This window comes from Treponema sp. B152 (assembly GCF_024181665.1).
Taxonomy (GTDB): domain Bacteria; phylum Spirochaetota; class Spirochaetia; order Treponematales; family Treponemataceae; genus Treponema_B; species Treponema_B denticola.
On record NZ_CP058668.1, the window covers coordinates 1,266,384 to 1,281,864 of the forward strand.

16 protein-coding genes are annotated in these 15,481 nt (G+C 34.9%); 12 read left to right on the plus strand and 4 right to left on the minus strand.

Annotated features, from left to right (window positions below):
• Positions 1–4 precede the first annotated feature (4 nt).
• From HYB91_RS05935 to HYB91_RS05955, 5 genes are read left to right on the plus strand one after another with little or no spacing between them, the layout of a single operon-like run.
• Complete coding sequence (locus HYB91_RS05935) at positions 5–613, plus strand: hypothetical protein (RefSeq protein ID WP_002671277.1); 609 nt, start codon at positions 5–7, stop codon at positions 611–613.
• Positions 610–870 carry a hypothetical protein gene (locus HYB91_RS05940; protein ID WP_002678133.1) on the plus strand — a complete coding sequence of 87 codons (261 nt, stop codon included), beginning with the start codon at positions 610–612 and terminating at the stop codon, positions 868–870. The genes HYB91_RS05935 and HYB91_RS05940 overlap by 4 nt, the downstream gene beginning before the upstream one ends.
• A 1-nt stretch (position 871) precedes the next feature.
• Positions 872–1,303, plus strand: coding sequence for a tRNA (adenosine(37)-N6)-threonylcarbamoyltransferase complex ATPase subunit type 1 TsaE (gene tsaE / locus HYB91_RS05945; protein WP_002678132.1), 432 nt, complete (start codon positions 872–874; stop codon positions 1,301–1,303).
• Positions 1,300–1,956 (plus strand): tRNA (adenosine(37)-N6)-threonylcarbamoyltransferase complex dimerization subunit type 1 TsaB, encoded by a 657-nt coding sequence (gene tsaB / locus HYB91_RS05950; protein WP_002678131.1) that lies wholly within the window; start codon positions 1,300–1,302, stop codon positions 1,954–1,956. Before tsaE ends, tsaB begins: the two co-directional genes overlap by 4 nt.
• A gap of 28 nt (positions 1,957–1,984) precedes the next feature.
• A complete protein-coding gene (locus HYB91_RS05955) occupies positions 1,985–3,145 on the plus strand; it encodes an HD-GYP domain-containing protein (protein ID WP_002678129.1) in 1,161 nt (386 codons plus the stop codon).
• Positions 3,146–3,148: 3 nt separating this feature from the next.
• Here the strand turns inward: HYB91_RS05955 and hemW are convergent, their stop codons facing one another.
• Positions 3,149–4,321, minus strand: a complete 1,173-nt coding sequence (gene hemW, locus HYB91_RS05960; protein WP_002678127.1) for a radical SAM family heme chaperone HemW — start codon at positions 4,319–4,321, stop codon at positions 3,149–3,151.
• The gene (lepB, locus tag HYB91_RS05965; RefSeq protein WP_002668934.1) at positions 4,321–5,022 is read right to left on the minus strand and encodes a signal peptidase I; all 702 of its coding nucleotides are present in this window, start codon (positions 5,020–5,022) and stop codon (positions 4,321–4,323) included. Before lepB ends, hemW begins: the two co-directional genes overlap by 1 nt.
• A 73-nt stretch (positions 5,023–5,095) precedes the next feature.
• On the opposite strand from lepB, the gene smpB reads away from it, so the two are divergent.
• Together smpB and HYB91_RS05975 are read left to right on the plus strand one after the other, a co-directional pair.
• Positions 5,096–5,560, plus strand: coding sequence for an SsrA-binding protein SmpB (smpB, locus tag HYB91_RS05970; RefSeq protein WP_002668932.1), 465 nt, complete (start codon positions 5,096–5,098; stop codon positions 5,558–5,560).
• Between the two features lie 3 nt (positions 5,561–5,563).
• Positions 5,564–6,430, plus strand: a complete 867-nt coding sequence (locus HYB91_RS05975) for a TP0183 family DNA metabolism protein (RefSeq protein ID WP_002671294.1) — start codon at positions 5,564–5,566, stop codon at positions 6,428–6,430.
• On the opposite strand, the gene HYB91_RS05980 is transcribed toward HYB91_RS05975, so the two are convergent.
• Positions 6,427–6,981, minus strand: a complete 555-nt coding sequence (locus HYB91_RS05980) for an L-threonylcarbamoyladenylate synthase (RefSeq protein ID WP_002678121.1) — start codon at positions 6,979–6,981, stop codon at positions 6,427–6,429. The two genes, HYB91_RS05975 and HYB91_RS05980, sit on opposite strands and share 4 nt — an antisense overlap.
• Complete coding sequence (locus HYB91_RS05985; protein WP_002671296.1) at positions 6,956–7,405, minus strand: septum formation initiator family protein; 450 nt, start codon at positions 7,403–7,405, stop codon at positions 6,956–6,958. The genes HYB91_RS05980 and HYB91_RS05985 overlap by 26 nt, the downstream gene beginning before the upstream one ends.
• A 139-nt stretch (positions 7,406–7,544) precedes the next feature.
• On the opposite strand from HYB91_RS05985, the gene HYB91_RS05990 reads away from it, so the two are divergent.
• The 5 genes from HYB91_RS05990 to HYB91_RS06010 are packed head-to-tail and all read left to right on the plus strand — an operon-like array spanning position 7,545 to position 15,327.
• Positions 7,545–9,929, plus strand: a complete 2,385-nt coding sequence (locus HYB91_RS05990) for a hypothetical protein (protein ID WP_002678118.1) — start codon at positions 7,545–7,547, stop codon at positions 9,927–9,929.
• A complete protein-coding gene (locus HYB91_RS05995) occupies positions 9,929–10,864 on the plus strand; it encodes a hypothetical protein (protein ID WP_002678116.1) in 936 nt (311 codons plus the stop codon). Before HYB91_RS05990 ends, HYB91_RS05995 begins: the two co-directional genes overlap by 1 nt.
• A complete protein-coding gene (locus HYB91_RS06000) occupies positions 10,848–12,377 on the plus strand; it encodes a 6-hydroxymethylpterin diphosphokinase MptE-like protein (protein WP_002678102.1) in 1,530 nt (509 codons plus the stop codon). Before HYB91_RS05995 ends, HYB91_RS06000 begins: the two co-directional genes overlap by 17 nt.
• The gene (locus tag HYB91_RS06005; RefSeq protein WP_002678100.1) at positions 12,374–13,897 is read left to right on the plus strand and encodes a motility associated factor glycosyltransferase family protein; all 1,524 of its coding nucleotides are present in this window, start codon (positions 12,374–12,376) and stop codon (positions 13,895–13,897) included. The genes HYB91_RS06000 and HYB91_RS06005 overlap by 4 nt, the downstream gene beginning before the upstream one ends.
• Positions 13,897–15,327 carry a diguanylate cyclase domain-containing protein gene (locus HYB91_RS06010; protein WP_002678097.1) on the plus strand — a complete coding sequence of 477 codons (1,431 nt, stop codon included), beginning with the start codon at positions 13,897–13,899 and terminating at the stop codon, positions 15,325–15,327. Before HYB91_RS06005 ends, HYB91_RS06010 begins: the two co-directional genes overlap by 1 nt.
• Positions 15,328–15,481: the final 154 nt, after the last annotated feature.

Genomic DNA, 15,481 nt, shown 5'->3' on the forward strand with positions numbered 1-15,481 from the left:
AAAAATGAAAGTAAAATTAAACGGACAAGAAATTAAATTAAAACTTGAACAAGAAATAACTATAGGTGATGTTCTTGGGAATATAGAACAAGAATGCAGAAATCATAAAAGCACTATAACCCAAGTCTTAGTGAATGGAAATGAATTAACTTTAAACGAACTTGATGAGCTTTTTCAAGATTCTCATCAAATGGAAATAAATATTGAACTGTTTACAACAAGCGGAGAGGATATACGGACACTATTAAAAGGACTCGGTGATGAATTTATAAAAAATTCGGAAGAAATCGAGAAAATTCCCATTAAAGTTCAAACGGGAAACGATGTTGAAATTATAAAGACAATTGAAACCTTCTCTATTAATTTGGCAAAACTCTATGAAACAGCTAAACTATTTGATATTGCGGAGATTAATGAAGATTTAAAGTTAGGAGAGATGACCCTCTGCGAATACCAAAGAGAGATATCTTCTAACTTGGACGCTATTATTAATGCAATTGAAGATACCGATACGGTAGAAATTTCTGATATTGCAGAATACGAATTGGCACCGCTTGTAAAAAAGCTTGGAAATGGGTTATTATCAATAAAAGCAGGCGGAGATGAAAAATGATTGTTTCTGAAATAAAAAATATTGAAAAAGAAGATACACATATATATTACAGACAAAAATATATAGGAACAGCGATATATACAATATTCGGCAAAGAACAAAATGGAAAGGTAGAATTTTTTGTAGAACACAAGCCTACGGGAGAAACCGAAATACAGGTACAGATGATAGACAAAATAGACTATCCTGTTTTACAGATAATGATGGAATTAAAAGCCTGCGTCCGCCGTTTAATCGAAGCAAGGAAATTACCGTAAGATGGAATTTACAGTAAAAACCGAAGACGATACTATTAATTTAGGGAAAAAAATAGGAAAACAGTTAAAAAAGGGAGATGTTGTAGCCCTTGACGGTTCTTTAGCAGCAGGAAAAACCTATCTGACAAAGGGTATAGCCCAAGGATTGGATATTGAAGAAGATATTACAAGCCCTACTTTTACCCTAATATCGGAATACTCAGGTCGTCTGCACCTATATCATATGGATGTATACAGACTTGAAGGAGTTGAGGATTTTTTGGACCTTGGTACTGAAGAAATGTTATATGGAGATGGAGTTTGCGTGATTGAATGGAGTAAAAAGGTAAAACAAGTATTACCCCCAAACACTATTTATATCGGCATAATGGTAAATGATGATAATTCCAGAAAAATCATCATCGATAACAAAGACTTCTGTGGGGCTTTATGAACATAGTTTGTATCGATACATGTTTTTCCTCTGTTGCAATAACGGCTCAAGGAAATGCCGGTACATTTACCTCCGTTTTTACACCGGCTAAAGCCAGACATTCTGCCATACTGATCCCCGCAATAGAAACTGCCGTAAAACAGGCAGGTTTTTCTATAAACGAAACCGATGTTTTAGTATGTCCTCAGGGACCGGGAGGTTTTACCGGTTTAAGACTTGCTTACTCAACAGCAAAAGCGATTCAGCTGCAAACTAATGCCCGGTTTTTTTGTGTTTCTATTTTGGAGGCCATTTGTTCTAAATATGGCGATAAAAATCAGTTTTTATCGGTTATTGATGCAAAAAGAGACTGCTTTTATGTGCAAGCATTTGAAAACAAAAAGCCGATCTCGGAAGCTTTTGATATAAGAGCAGAAGATGCTCTTAAACTGATTGACAAAAACAAAAAAACTATTATTTGTGGCTTTGGGACTGAAAAATTTAATGAAGAAGCGGGAGCATCTATTGAGTCGAATAATATTACCTTGATAGAAGCAGACAAAGAAACCCTTTCAACAACTTTACTTGATTGTTTTCTTACAAACAAAAATTGCAAAAAAGTTGAAGATCATGAGGGACCCGTGTATATCAGAAAGAGTGATGCAGAGTATTAGGTATTTGAATTTATAAGGATTTTAGCCTATGAAAAAAAGGAAAAACAAAAATAAATCTAAAATAAAGAGCAATGAAAAAGACTTTCTAACCCTCGATGAAGTAGAAATGCTTGATGAAGTAGAAGAAGAATTGGAAGAAATGAAGGAAGATCTTTATCAAGACGATCAGGACAATCCGATGAATTTTAACAATACTGAAATTAAAACCGAGGTTTTAAAAACAGCTGTAGACTTACTCGCTACACCTACTGTTTGCTCAATGCTTCTGGATAAAAATTTTTTAATATTATACATAAGCGATGCAGTAAACCATCTTTTTGAAGGGTATCACAATATAGAAAAAAAACCGTTTTTTAACATATTCGGAAGTACACTTGAAAAATCCGCTCTCGACGACCTTTTAACAAAATTAAAAAGTCCTAATCGCGGCTACTCATGGTCAGGAGTTTTAAGGCATAAAACAAGATACCGTAAAACTATGTATACAAAGACAAACATATTCCCTTTATTTGATAATAATACACTCAACGGATACTGGGTTATGTTTGAAGATATAAGCAATTCTTACTTAAGTCAGTATAAGGGTATGATGGAAAGTCTATTAAATGCCTCAAAACTAAAGGATAATGATACGGGCTTTCATAATGAAAGACTTAATTATTATTCAAAAACCCTTGCAGAAGCCTTGTTTAAGGAGAATTTATTTCCTCAAATAGATGCGGATTTTATAGATAATATTTCATCACTAGCTGCCATCCATGATATAGGAAAAATAGGAACTCCCGATTATATTCTACAAAAAAAAGGGGCGCTTAATGATGTAGAATGGGCGGTTATGAGAGAACATACTATTAACGGAACCCTTATCCTTGCAAACTATCCTATCCATATGGCAAAAGAAATTACTCTTAGCCATCATGAGCGCTGGGACGGAAAAGGCTATCCTTATAAGCTTGCAGGTGAAATGATTCCCTTATCTGCACGTATAGTGGCTGTAGCCGATGTTTACGATGCACTTCGAATGAGAAGATCCTATAAAGAAGGGATATCTCATAAAGAAACTATCGAGCATATTATAAATGGAGCCGGAGCCCATTTTGACCCTACTATAATTAAAGTCTTCAAAACCATAGATAAAGAATTTAGTTATATATGGGAACAAAATAAGGATCAAAATCATGCCGTATAAATTTTAAAATAAGGAATCAATTTCTTGAAATAGTTCCTGTAAAAATAAATTCAAGTAAAGAAATCCTTTTTCCGTTAAATAAAATCTTTTTTCCGTCAAAACAGCCTCATTCCTATCCAGCCATTTTGAAATAGTTTTTCCTGCAAATACCGAAATATCCTTACCAAACCTCGATTTAAAAAAAGACCTGTCAATACCCTCGGTAAGTCTTAAGCCCATCATAAAAGCTTCTTCTATAAATTCTTTTTCATCAATGGTTTCGTACTCATACACTTCATCCCTATTTTTTAAGGTCATCCATTTTTCTATATTTTTAATAGCTGAAAATCGCAATGCGTTAGCATGTGCGTGAGAAGGTAAAGCATCTTTATCAAAAAAAATTGAGCCGAAGGCTCCCGGGCCTACCCCTATATAATCCTCCAATCTCCAATACTTCTCATTATGTATACTTTTGTATAAGTTTTTATATGAAAAATTAGACACTTCATACTTATTATAGCTGTTTTTCTCCAAAATATCCTTACCATAGCTCCATAACTCGGCTATTTCATCATCTTTTTCGGGCGGTAACTTTGTATTTGAACAGAGGGCGTATAGTGAAAAATGCTCCGGTTTAAAATGTAATAAGGTTTGGATATCATCTTTTAAAATACCTAAGCTTTGTTTATTTAGCCCTGCGATTAGATCACAAGAAAGGATTAGACCTTTTTGACTGCGTAAAAGCTCAAGGGCCGAAAGGCTCATTTTTCTACATCCCCTCCTCTTACAGGCACTTAAAACCTCATCATTAAGAGATTGAATTCCTACGGAAAACCTATTAATCCCTCCACTGACTGCAGCGGACAAAAAATCTTTAGTTAAATCTTCAGGATTAATTTCGACGGTAAATTCTCTATGAGGATTTTTTTGAGCAGCCGGTATTTGAGATGAAAGATAATAAAGATCATCAGGAGATAATAGTGACGGAGTTCCGCCTCCTATATAGACGGTATCCCATTCGTTTATGGAATACTTATCCGCTTGAATTTTTATATCTTCAGCCAATCTTAAAACAAAGGGGCTTAAATGACCCGATAAGATATTTTTAAACCGGCCGGCACGAACAGAAAAAAAATCGCAATAATTACATTTTTGGAGACAAAAAGGTATGTGTATATAAAGGCCGGCCTTTTTCATCAATAGGATTTGAATTCTTTAAACGGCCAATATTTTAGGATAATTTTGCCGTATATTTTTTTATCTCCTTCAACAGCTCCCCAAAGACGGGAATCATCAGTGATTATCCTATTATCGCATAATACAAAATATTCGCCTTCTTTTAGAACCGTCTCCGGGTATGCTCCAGAAAAGGGTAAGGATGAATCCCAATGCTCCGGTAAATCCTTAACTTCAATATCATAATTTTGTTGAGCTAACTCAAATTCGGTCAAAAAATGACTCGAATCCTTAGTTTTTATGTGCAATACAAAATTTTCCATATAAAGAGTATCTCCGGGTAAGCCTACAATTCTTCGTATGGAATAGGCGTCTTCACTCTGCAAATCAAAGGGCCTTAAAAGCTGAAATGTAAAAAAGCCTGTAAGGGTATTTACAACCGATTTAAAAAAAGACTTATTTTGCGATAATGTATCATCGATGACAACCAAATCGCCGCGTTTAGCCGATGCCTGAGAATAGATAGGAGTCATTAAAACCATATCTCCCGTAGAAATTTCAGGAAACATGGTGTCGGTCTGTAATCTATAAGTTTTTAACAGATATGATGTTATGAGTATATATGAAAGAAAAGTAAAAACCACCAAAAAAACAATAAAAAAAACTTTGTTTTGGTATTCCCTCTTTGCCGTATATGAAAAATTTCGATATTTTGCAGTCATTATTATCCCTCAATGCATAATATCATTTTCCGCTATCGTTGACAAGTGTCTAATCTATGAATATAATGTGCATATGGAGAAAACACCTGTAAAAATCATAGCAAAAAACAAAAAGGCTTTTTTTAATTATACCGTTGAAGAAAAAATAGAATGCGGCCTAGTCTTAAAGGGTACGGAAGTCAAATCTCTCAGAGAAGGAAGGATATCTTTTCCCGATGCCTTTGCCGAAATTAAAGATAATGAAGTATGGGTTAAAAATTTTCATATTTCGGAGTATATTTACTCTTCCGTTTTTAATCATGATCCCGAAAGGCCAAAAAAACTCCTTTTAAAAAAGGATGAAATAAAAAGATTAAAACGAAAGGTTGAGGAAAAAGGTTATACCCTTGTTCCCTTGGAATTTTACTTTAAAAACGGTATCGTTAAGGTACTCTTAGGTGTTTGTAAGGGTAAAAAGACCTTTGATAAGCGGGCAGACATAAAAGATAGAGACATAAAAAGAGATATGCAAAGGGAGATAAAAATAAGGGGTAAGTAAATAATGAAGATAAAAAAGTGTTACGGATTTTTAATATTTTTGCTTTTAATGCTTTCTATACCGGTTGTCAGAGCCGGAAGCATGTTGTATGCATCACCTACTGTAGGTGTTTTTAAACTTGAATCTAAAAATATAACAGAACAAACAACGGCAACAATCAGTAATGCTATTTTCAGCTTTGTAAAAGAATTAAAAAAATACGATATTGTAGATATGCGTTCTACTCCGGTTACCGAAACGGATGCTCAGCAGCGCTTCGATTATGTTTTTGCAGGTAAAATCACCGGACTGGAAAACGGAATACAGCTTGAACTTATGTTGAAAAACTCGTCGGATAAGATCACAAGACGGATATCTAAAATTTATCAAAGCGTCAATTTAATTCTATTGGACTCGCGGGTTCTTGTATCGGATATTTTTGATAAGTCGGTTAATTTATCGGTTACCTATAATCCGGAGGACTCGGATTCTAAGGAAAATTCAGAAGTAGAAGAGGTAAAAAACATCGATATACTTTCAGGCTCATGGCAAGGAGAAGAAGGACTTGAAAGGGTTGAACTTATGAGGGGTGGAAGAGGGATAGCCCTCCTTTCGAGCGGAATAACTATCCTGCTCCAAATAAGGATACATGAAGGCTATTTAACAATAAATCAGTCAGGAAAGCCCATGCCAAGACAATTTATTAACTTACCTGACGAAATAGCCAAAAAGGCCGCAGAGATGGGGAAAACCCCCTCATGGAAGTTTTTGGTTTCTGCCGACAATAAGATTTTAGTCGGAGAAAAAACAGATATTGAAATAATCTACCACGGAAATACCCTTGTTTCGGTAAATGAAGTTATAAAAAAAGTACGCTGGATAAAAAACTAAAAACTTATTTTTAAGGCACCCTGCCTGATTATACAAGGCTCCTTATCGGTTAAGCTTACAATCGTGGACGATAAGCCTTTTTGCTCTCCTCCGTCAACTATCAACGAAACCTTATCTTCAAACTCGCTTATTATATCCCTAATATCACTTAAAACTGGCTCTCCCGAATAGTTTACGCTTGTAGAGTAAATGGGGAAACCCGTCTTTCCTATTAAATTTCTAAGCCAGACATCATCGGGGCATCTAAAAGCCGAAGTTCCCCTGCCCTCCTTATCCCTTACTATTATGCTTAAAGGAGCCGGCCAAAGATTTAATAAGATTTCGGGAACAGGAGTATCCGTATATTTATAAATATCTTGAGGTTTTTCAATGAGGCTGATAAAACTCTTTTCAGCCCCTCTTTTTTTGATTTTAATGATTTTTTCTTTTGTAAAAGGCATTATACCCGAAAAACCGTAAACGGTATCGGTAGGAACTATTATAATTTCACCCTTTTTTAAGACAGAAGCTGCTGTTTCTAATGATTTAGGATCTTTTTTTAAAATAACCATCTTTTCTTACCGCCAACATCTGAAAAATGATAACAATTATACCTAAAGATGCCGCTATTGTTTTGCATATGTAATCTGAAAGAAAATACGGAGTTTCAATTTTTAAGATTGTTCCGGGATTTAAGCCCTTCCCAAATCCGGAATTAAAGTTTACAAGCTTAATTATTCCCTCATTATCATATATATAACCCAGTTCATGGGCATAAATAGCAATTGTTTCAGGATCATAGGTTAAATTTCTTATCAAACTGTCCAAATCGTCTCCGGTTTGCCTAAGAGAGCGGACATGGTTTACAAGAGTATCCCGCTGAGCTTCTATAAAATGCTGCGCATATATTCCCTTAGGACCTAAAAACACGGTCAAAACAGTGTAAGCAAAAACAGTAATAAAAATGGGAATAAGTACTTTAAAATAGATTTTCATAGTCTAAAATATATAACGGCATTTTATGTTTTTTTCTTGAATTTTTTGACAATTTATTTAGACTAAATAATTTAAGGTTATTTACAAATTCTGTCGATATATAGTATAATTATAGATATAAGTTATACGGGAGAATAGCATGGCATTAGATTTTAACAAAATTGAAGAACCGGATGATTCGGTTTTTCCGGTAAAACTTGAAGATGATTCAAATCTCGATATGTATGGTGTATGGGTTAAAAAAAGGCCTGAACATAAAGACGGTTATGAAAGTGTGTTGCCTGTAGAAAATGAGAATGCTGAGGCTCCTTTTGGAAACGACATATTGGAATTTGACGACCATGATATTATAAATCTAGATAATTCGGATGAGCCTTTAGAGTTTGAAGAATTAACAACATTGAATAATTTTGAAACTATAGACAATGAAGGTAATAAAACTGAAGAACATCTTGAAGATTTAAGTATTACTTCTGAGGATGATATTTATGGAGATGAATTCGATATTTTTGATGAAGCTGATGCCGTAGTAATTGATGAAGATGTTAAGGATAGTTTTGATATTGATCTTGATGTAATGCCGAAAGTTGAAGAAGAAACCGCATCCGATATAAATGAATTTGAAACTCTTGATTTAGATGACTTCCTAAGCGATTCTGAAGCCCTTGAATCAACCGACAAAAATGAGAATAAAAATAAAGACGGAAGCCTTGAACCGGATAACAATATAAAACTGGATCTTTCTTTTGACGAAGACTATTTGGAAACAAAGGGAAGCGATGCCATAGATTTTGAAGGAAACGAAAGCTTTGAAATAAGCTCAGATGAACCTGATACAAGTGAAACCTCAGCAGAAAACAAAACTTTAGATATTGAAAATTTACCTGAAAGGACAATTGACGATATATCCGACTTTGATGAAATTTTAGACGAGCTTGAAGCTGATAGTGAAACCGATAAAGAAAATGTAGAAGAACTCACGGATGAAATTCCTCTTAATATTACAGTAGATGAATACTCGGATATAAGCTCTCTTGCAGGTAAAACTATGGGCGGCGATGATGACTTAGAAGATGTCGAAATATTCAGCGGAATTTCCGAATTTGAAGAAGCAAAAGAACTTGAAAATACTGAAGAAAAAAAGAAAGAAGATGACGGCTTGGTAATAGAAAGCACCATAATAGAAGCAGGTAATATAGACGAAATTCGAAAAGAAAATCAAAAAATTATGGCTGACTCTTCTGCTGCAGATATGGAAGAAAAAACAGAAGTAATCGATGATTTTGACTCAATGTTGGATAGCGTTATGGGAGAGTCGGCAGCCCCGGCAGAAACGGAAACAGCCGTTGAAGAGAATGACAATATGTTTTTTGACGATATTGAAGCCCTTGAAAATGATCTTTTAGACTCAGAAAACCAAGAAATACCGGAAGAATTTACGGAAGACCTTTCAGTAATTCAGTCCCACAAAAAGAATGACGGGGCACAAACGGCAGCAACACAATCCAATATGATTGCAAACGATAAGGCTACCGAAATCTTAACCCAAATTGCAAGCGAATTAGTAGACATCAAAAATGAACTTGCAAATATGAAATTTGAAATGGCCCAAACACAACAAAAATTGGAAGAGTCAAAAATCTCGGCATCTCAAGAAAATACTATAACCGGCAGCATTTTAAATGATGTAGCTGAGAGCGATAAAACAGGATTCTTTAATGATGATGACGGAGATGAAACAATCGCCCTTACAGGAGATGAACTTAATAATATATTGATAACGGCCGATTTCACGGAAGAAAACACGGAAAAAGATTACGAAATCCCCGAAACATTGGATGAAATCGATGAAGCTTTCCTCGATGATGATAACATTGAGAAAGATACTAAGGATGAGCCCGAAGTTTTTGCCGATGATGACCTATTAAACGCTGTAGAGCCTGAACATATCAATGACTTAACTGATGACATCAGCTATCTTGATGAAGATGTAGAGCTACACACTGAAGATGAACCGGATGAAAAAATCGAAGAGATTGAAATAGAAGACTTCCTTTCCGATGATACGGAAGAACCGGCTTTAGAAGATCATAACTTGGATGAACCCGGTACTGATGATGGCGGAATTCTGGATGACTTTGACATGAATATTACAGAGCTTGAACTGCCTGACGGACAAAGTATTCCGCTGGGAGATGAATATAGCGGTTTTGAAGCCATTACGGAAAATATTGAAGAAGTCCATGACGAGACTTCGGACTTTGAAGATGCGGTATTTTCACCGGAAGAACTTGATCAAGCCGCTAAAGATATTCCAAGGCTTGAGCTTGATGAGAGTGCAGCAGAAGAACAAAAAGTAAAAACCGAAACCTTACCGATTCATTTAAAAGACGAGATCAAGTCTGTTCTAACATATATGGACCAGCTCTTGGAAAGCTTACCTGAAGAAAAAATTGAAGAGTTTGCAAAGTCGGAATACTTTGATACTTATAAAAGACTTTTTGATGAGCTGGGGATATCCTAATGGGATTGAGGCAGAAGGCGGAGACCGTAAGCATAAAAACTTATCGGTCTCCAAAAGTACCGACTGAAAGGCCTCATTCACCTTTTTTTGCTGCAAAAAACAATTTTCAAGCCCTGCTTAAAAATCTCCACATTGAAAAGGGCGGTTTTTTGATAAAAACTAATGAAGATTTTTATAACCTCTGTTTTGCTGCAGGTGTGGATATAACTACTTTTCATAGGTGCATGATACCTTCAAACATTATAGAAGGGTTTGAAGTTAAACAAAATAACAGATATTCTCTTACAAATAATGATTTAAGCTTGATAAAGAATTTCTTTTCTTCTCAGGAGTATATAAGCATTACCGATCTTATTTTATATCCGGTTGAAGAAAATAGGAGTTTTTTGTTTTTAATAAAATCACAAAAAGATGTTTATAGAGAAGCCTTTGATTTTGAAAAACCAGATAAACTTGTAAGAGAATTCTTGCCCTACTATGCTCAATATAAACAGATTATAGAAACGGCAAGACCTGTATACCCTTTTCAGTATGGTACGGACACAATAATGCTTAAAATAAAATCGGCCTTAAACCTTAATAATACAGCCCATTTACTGACAATCTCGTTTTTACATGTTTTTACCGATAGGGTAACACTGCAAAGCGATTTAAATACTCTAGAACTTTATTATTCGATAATAAATAAAATTCTTAGCCTGATAGGAAAATCCAATATGGCAATGTTAGGTATGGATAATTATCTTTATACATCAATATTCTCATCAGAAACCATGCCTATGGATATTTATACACAAAAAATAACGGCAAGCTTATCCAAGATTTATGGAGAAGACATCTGCTCTAAAATCTTGATGGACTACACAGGAACCTCAAAAGATATAAACGAGATAAAAACTTTTTTTAAGGCCGTGATAAATGATAAAACAAGTTAAATTACACTCTTCATATAACCCGCAAAAAGAAGCCGAAAGATTTTCCGATATAATACAGGGAAATCCTAAAATTATCGTTATCACGGAACCAGGAGAATCCTATCTTGCGTCAGCTTTGCGTAAAAAATTTCCTAAAGCTAAATTGATAGCCATGAGGTACACGGACAATTATTTTTTGGAGTCGGATAAATTCTGGGACAAGGCTTGGAGACCGGCTTCAGGAAATCCGTCTTTTTTTTTGGTTAATAATATTCCGGATGAATTTTTATCGTCTACCTTGTTTTTGCCTTGGAAGCCGGCAGAAAATGTTTGGCCTGATTCGGCTACTTGGGTATGGAAGGAAATATCCGCAGCAGTAAAAATAATACAGAGCCTAATAGCTACAAGAAGTTTTTTTGGAAAAAGATGGCTTAAAAACATGGGCGATAATTTTATCTTTACCGAAAATCCCGTCAAGCTCGATTTTTTGGGTGAAAACAATATTGAAAATAAAAAACCTTCTTTTTTTGCAGGGGCCGGCCCCAGTTTAGATGAGGTCTTGGATAATTACTCTGACAATATAAACGAAATATTTAACATAGCCGCGGCTTCAGCCCTGCCGGCAGTCTTAAGCCGAAATATAAAGCTTGATCTATGTATATCGACTGACGGGGGATTTTGGGCGGCAAATCATTTAAAGTACTTAAAGGATGAAAAATTTAAAGAGACTGCCCTAGCCTTCCCATTGGAAGCAAAAATTCCTTATCATATTCTAAAAAACAATAATTGTCTTTTTTTAAGCTACGGCTCAAGCCTTGAAACTCTTTTTTTTACAAGTTTAGGTATTACTCCAATTCCGGCAAAAAGAAACGGAACGGTGTCCGGCACGGCAATAGAACTTCTCTTAGACAAGACCGGGGGAAAAATCTTTATTGCAGGCTTGGATTTAAAGGAATCAAAGGGCTTTTCCCATTGTTCTCCCCATGAAAGTCAAATACAAAAAGAAATTAAAGCAAACCGCTTAGATCCGCTATCCAATTTTGCAGCTATATCGAATTTTGATCTGCGCTCCTTAAAAACTTACGAAAAATGGTTTAGCCGAATACCCGTACCGCGGGCTGAGAGGCTTTTTAGAATAGGAAAAAGCCTTCCGCCTTTAGGGAATATAAAATCAATAGCCGGGGAAGATTTTAAGGCTCAAGTAAGCGCTCAAGAAAACACAAATAAAAAAAATACTCAGGTAAGGCAAATAGAACACAAAACTCCTAAAGAAAAAAAAGCCCTGCTTTCAGAAATTTACCGAAATATAAAAGAGGAAATAAAAAACAAGACTTTTTTTGATAAAATAAAAATAAGTGCAAAGGAAAAAGAATTAAGCAGTCCTGAAAAAGAATTATGTGAATTTATTTCTTTTCAAAATTATATGACCTTTTTAAAAGAAAAAGATACTCCCAATGAAGCGGAAATTAAACTAAAACTTGAAGATGAAATAAGTTCCTTTTTAGAAAATCAAATTAGAAGGCTTAAACCATGAATTTTTTTGACAAGAATATAGAAGCATTAAAAAAAATAAATTTAAAACTTGCCGAAGGTATTATAAATTCCAATGATAAGTCGGATTACTCTTCCGATAAGGAAAGCTCTAAAACAGGACTTGACCTTCCTTTGTTAAAAAACGGCAAACTCCTTCATTCTAAATATGACCCATTAAAAGAAGCATCGAGATTTTTTACAGGAAACGAAAATTTTATTCTCTTTTGCGGATTGGGGGCAGGTATTCAAATAGAGTTTTTTTTAAATAATTTTGACTCAAAGTACTGTGCCGTAACCGAAGCAAGTTTTTCAAATTTTAAAAGCTTATTTAAAATAATAGACTTTTCTCATCTTATTCTAAATAAGAACCTATCTTTTTTACCGCCATTTGAATCTGAAAACTTTGAAAAAGAATTTATCAATAGCTATATTCCGGCCATACACGGCAATTTTGAGATAAAAATTTTAAGGCCTTGGGAAGACTTTTACAAGGAGAAAATTTCAAAATTCGAAAAGAAAATTCAAGCCTCATTAGAAAAAATACAGGCAGATGTTTCAACTCAGGCAGCCTTCGGTAAAATCTGGATGCGGAATATTATGCAGAATTTAAAAACGGCTTCTCGAATAAGACCGTTTATTCCTAAAACGGATCCTAGTAAAAAGGCCTATATTTTAGGAGCCGGCCCAAGCCTTGAATCGGCTTTGGAAAATATAAAAAAAAACAGGGACTCCATTGTTCTTTTTGCTTCAGATACGGCCTTTCCCATTTTAATATCAGCCGGCATAGAAGCCGATTTTTTTGTTACGATGGACCCGCAAAATATTTCTTATGCTCATTGTTTTAAACCTTTTACAAAAAACACCGTAGGTATATTTGACCTTTGCTCAAATCCGATTCTTGCGAGGGAATTCTTAAAAAACGGCAACTCTTTTTTCTTTACAAAAAGTGCCCATCCCTTTGCTCAATATGCTTCCTTTTTTTCTGCCTTTCCTTATATGGAAACAGGGAGCGGGACTGTCGCACTTGCAGCAAGATCTGCAGCCCTTTCCCTTGGATTTAAAGATTTGGAATTTTTAGGTCTTGACTTTGCTTATACCGACGGTAAGGCATATGCAGCCGGAACATATCTTTCAAAACAATTTGAAAAAACGTCTTTCAAAACTTCTCCTTTGGAAACAAAATTTTGTGACCTTATGTTTAGAACAGAAGTAAAAAAAACGGAAAAAAACGGAAAAATAACTTATACTACAACTCTTTTAGACGGGTATAAAGCTTTTTTTAAAGGGGTAATCAGTCTTAATTCCGCTTCCCCTCTATGGAAAAAAGAAGAATTTTCCATCTTTCCATATGTGGAATTTATAAATCATCTAAAAAAACAGGCATGCAAGGATAAGGAGATATTAACAAGGGCTCTTTTACCTTATTTTACATATTTAAGTAAAAGATTATCTAAAAATATCTCGAATTTTGCCGATGTAGAACTTGTACTATCTCAAATTCTGGAGTATACTGTAAGTTAATGAAAAAGATGTATATTGGCATATATGCCGCAATAGCTTTATTGATTATAGTAGGAACATTTTCATGGTTTGTATATGGGATTATAAAGGATTCCGATACCGGTGCGGAGGAAGCCAAATCTACATTTGCTTATTTTGCAAAACAGATTATAATCTCATCCGAAAAGGAAAACTTTGCCCAAAGTGAATATAATCAAAGATTATATTCACTTGCCGAAGAGCTGGAAATCAAGGCCTTTGTTATTTCCAAACCTTCTAAAAGTATTGTAATTTCTTGGCCCAAAGATTCCAACCTAATAAGCTATGATGAAGGCGGAAGTTTTGTTATAAAACCGGCATCCTTATTTATAAAAAATCATAGCGGAAAAATAAATGTAAAAACAATGAAAAGTTATGATACCGAGCTTATATTGACAACCTCTATCCCGACATTAAAGCCGGCAGTAATCTATTTGAGAATCAGAAGTGCATTTTTTATAATATTGGCCGTAACAATTTTAACCGTAATCATAATTCTTTCTACAAGCCTTACTCATACTCAAGACAGAGTATATGCAGATATAAATAAAAGAGCCTTTGAGGACGATTTTAAAGACGATGGAGACTTCTCCCCCAAAACATACGCTAAAGAAAATAAATATTATGAGCCTGAAGAGGAAGTCTATCCTCATGACTATACCGAAGCAAAAGAAGAAGATGAATCCCGTTTAAAACCAGTCGAAGATATTAAGAGCGGCAAAGATGAGGACATCTACGGCCTTGAAGATCTGGATAATTTAAAAATTACACAGCAATTTCCTTATGAGGCAGGCAAAGAGACCGCTCTAAAGGAAGAAAAAGGCATTGCCTATGTAAGTTCTGATTCGGAAGAGTACAATGATGTTAAAACATCGTCTTTCGGCACTGTAAATGCAGAAGCCATAGAAAAAGTTCGAGGCCTTTATTCCCCTATTACAGGAATAAGCTGGCAGGAATATCTGCCTGAATATCTGGAATCGGAACTCCGAAGAGCTGCATCATCCGAACAGGACATAGCCTTAGTTATTATGAAGCTTAAGGATTTTACTCTCGAAAGTCTAATAGGAAAAAAGATTGCAGCCCTTTTGATCGATTTTATAAAATTTAGGGATATGATTTTTGAATTCGATGAAAACGGATTCGCAGCTATTCTTCAAGACACCAACTTAGATGAAGCTATGAAAAAAGCGGAGGAAATATACAAAGGAACTAAGAGTATATTAAATGAATATGATATCTCTGAACCGGTTTCGATAGGTATCACAACAAGAACCTCCCGTCTTATTTCTTCCGGAAGAATGATTGAAGAAGCTCAAGCAGCGGTAAACCGTGCCATAAATAATAATGAAGATCCAATAGTCGCCTTTAGGGTAAATCCTGAAAAATACAGGGAATTTATTTCGGATAATTAAGTCGGAATCAGGTACCTGTAACCAAAAATACAATTAAAACGAACTTAAAAAGTCTCAAATCATCAGTGCAAAATAGAAAAGTACATAAGCCGGCTTTTTCAGAATATTTTAGAAGTGTCACATAAATGTAAGGTTTATATGTTATGGTGTTCAC

Excerpts from the sequence above, each read along its gene's own strand:
- HYB91_RS05935 (WP_002671277.1), top strand. The coding sequence starts at position 5 with ATGAAAGTAAAATTAAACGGACAAGAAATTAAATTAAAACTTGAACAA.
- HYB91_RS05940 (WP_002678133.1), top strand. The coding sequence starts at position 610 with ATGATTGTTTCTGAAATAAAAAATATTGAAAAAGAAGATACACATATA.
- tsaE (WP_002678132.1), top strand. The coding sequence starts at position 872 with ATGGAATTTACAGTAAAAACCGAAGACGATACTATTAATTTAGGGAAA.
- tsaB (WP_002678131.1), top strand. The coding sequence starts at position 1,300 with ATGAACATAGTTTGTATCGATACATGTTTTTCCTCTGTTGCAATAACG.
- HYB91_RS05955 (WP_002678129.1), top strand. The coding sequence starts at position 1,985 with ATGAAAAAAAGGAAAAACAAAAATAAATCTAAAATAAAGAGCAATGAA.
- hemW (WP_002678127.1), bottom strand. The coding sequence starts at position 4,321 with ATGAAAAAGGCCGGCCTTTATATACACATACCTTTTTGTCTCCAAAAA.
- lepB (WP_002668934.1), bottom strand. The coding sequence starts at position 5,022 with ATGACTGCAAAATATCGAAATTTTTCATATACGGCAAAGAGGGAATAC.
- smpB (WP_002668932.1), top strand. The coding sequence starts at position 5,096 with ATGGAGAAAACACCTGTAAAAATCATAGCAAAAAACAAAAAGGCTTTT.
- HYB91_RS05975 (WP_002671294.1), top strand. The coding sequence starts at position 5,564 with ATGAAGATAAAAAAGTGTTACGGATTTTTAATATTTTTGCTTTTAATG.
- HYB91_RS05980 (WP_002678121.1), bottom strand. The coding sequence starts at position 6,981 with ATGGTTATTTTAAAAAAAGATCCTAAATCATTAGAAACAGCAGCTTCT.
- HYB91_RS05985 (WP_002671296.1), bottom strand. The coding sequence starts at position 7,405 with ATGAAAATCTATTTTAAAGTACTTATTCCCATTTTTATTACTGTTTTT.
- HYB91_RS05990 (WP_002678118.1), top strand. The coding sequence starts at position 7,545 with ATGGCATTAGATTTTAACAAAATTGAAGAACCGGATGATTCGGTTTTT.
- HYB91_RS05995 (WP_002678116.1), top strand. The coding sequence starts at position 9,929 with ATGGGATTGAGGCAGAAGGCGGAGACCGTAAGCATAAAAACTTATCGG.
- HYB91_RS06000 (WP_002678102.1), top strand. The coding sequence starts at position 10,848 with ATGATAAAACAAGTTAAATTACACTCTTCATATAACCCGCAAAAAGAA.
- HYB91_RS06005 (WP_002678100.1), top strand. The coding sequence starts at position 12,374 with ATGAATTTTTTTGACAAGAATATAGAAGCATTAAAAAAAATAAATTTA.
- HYB91_RS06010 (WP_002678097.1), top strand. The coding sequence starts at position 13,897 with ATGAAAAAGATGTATATTGGCATATATGCCGCAATAGCTTTATTGATT.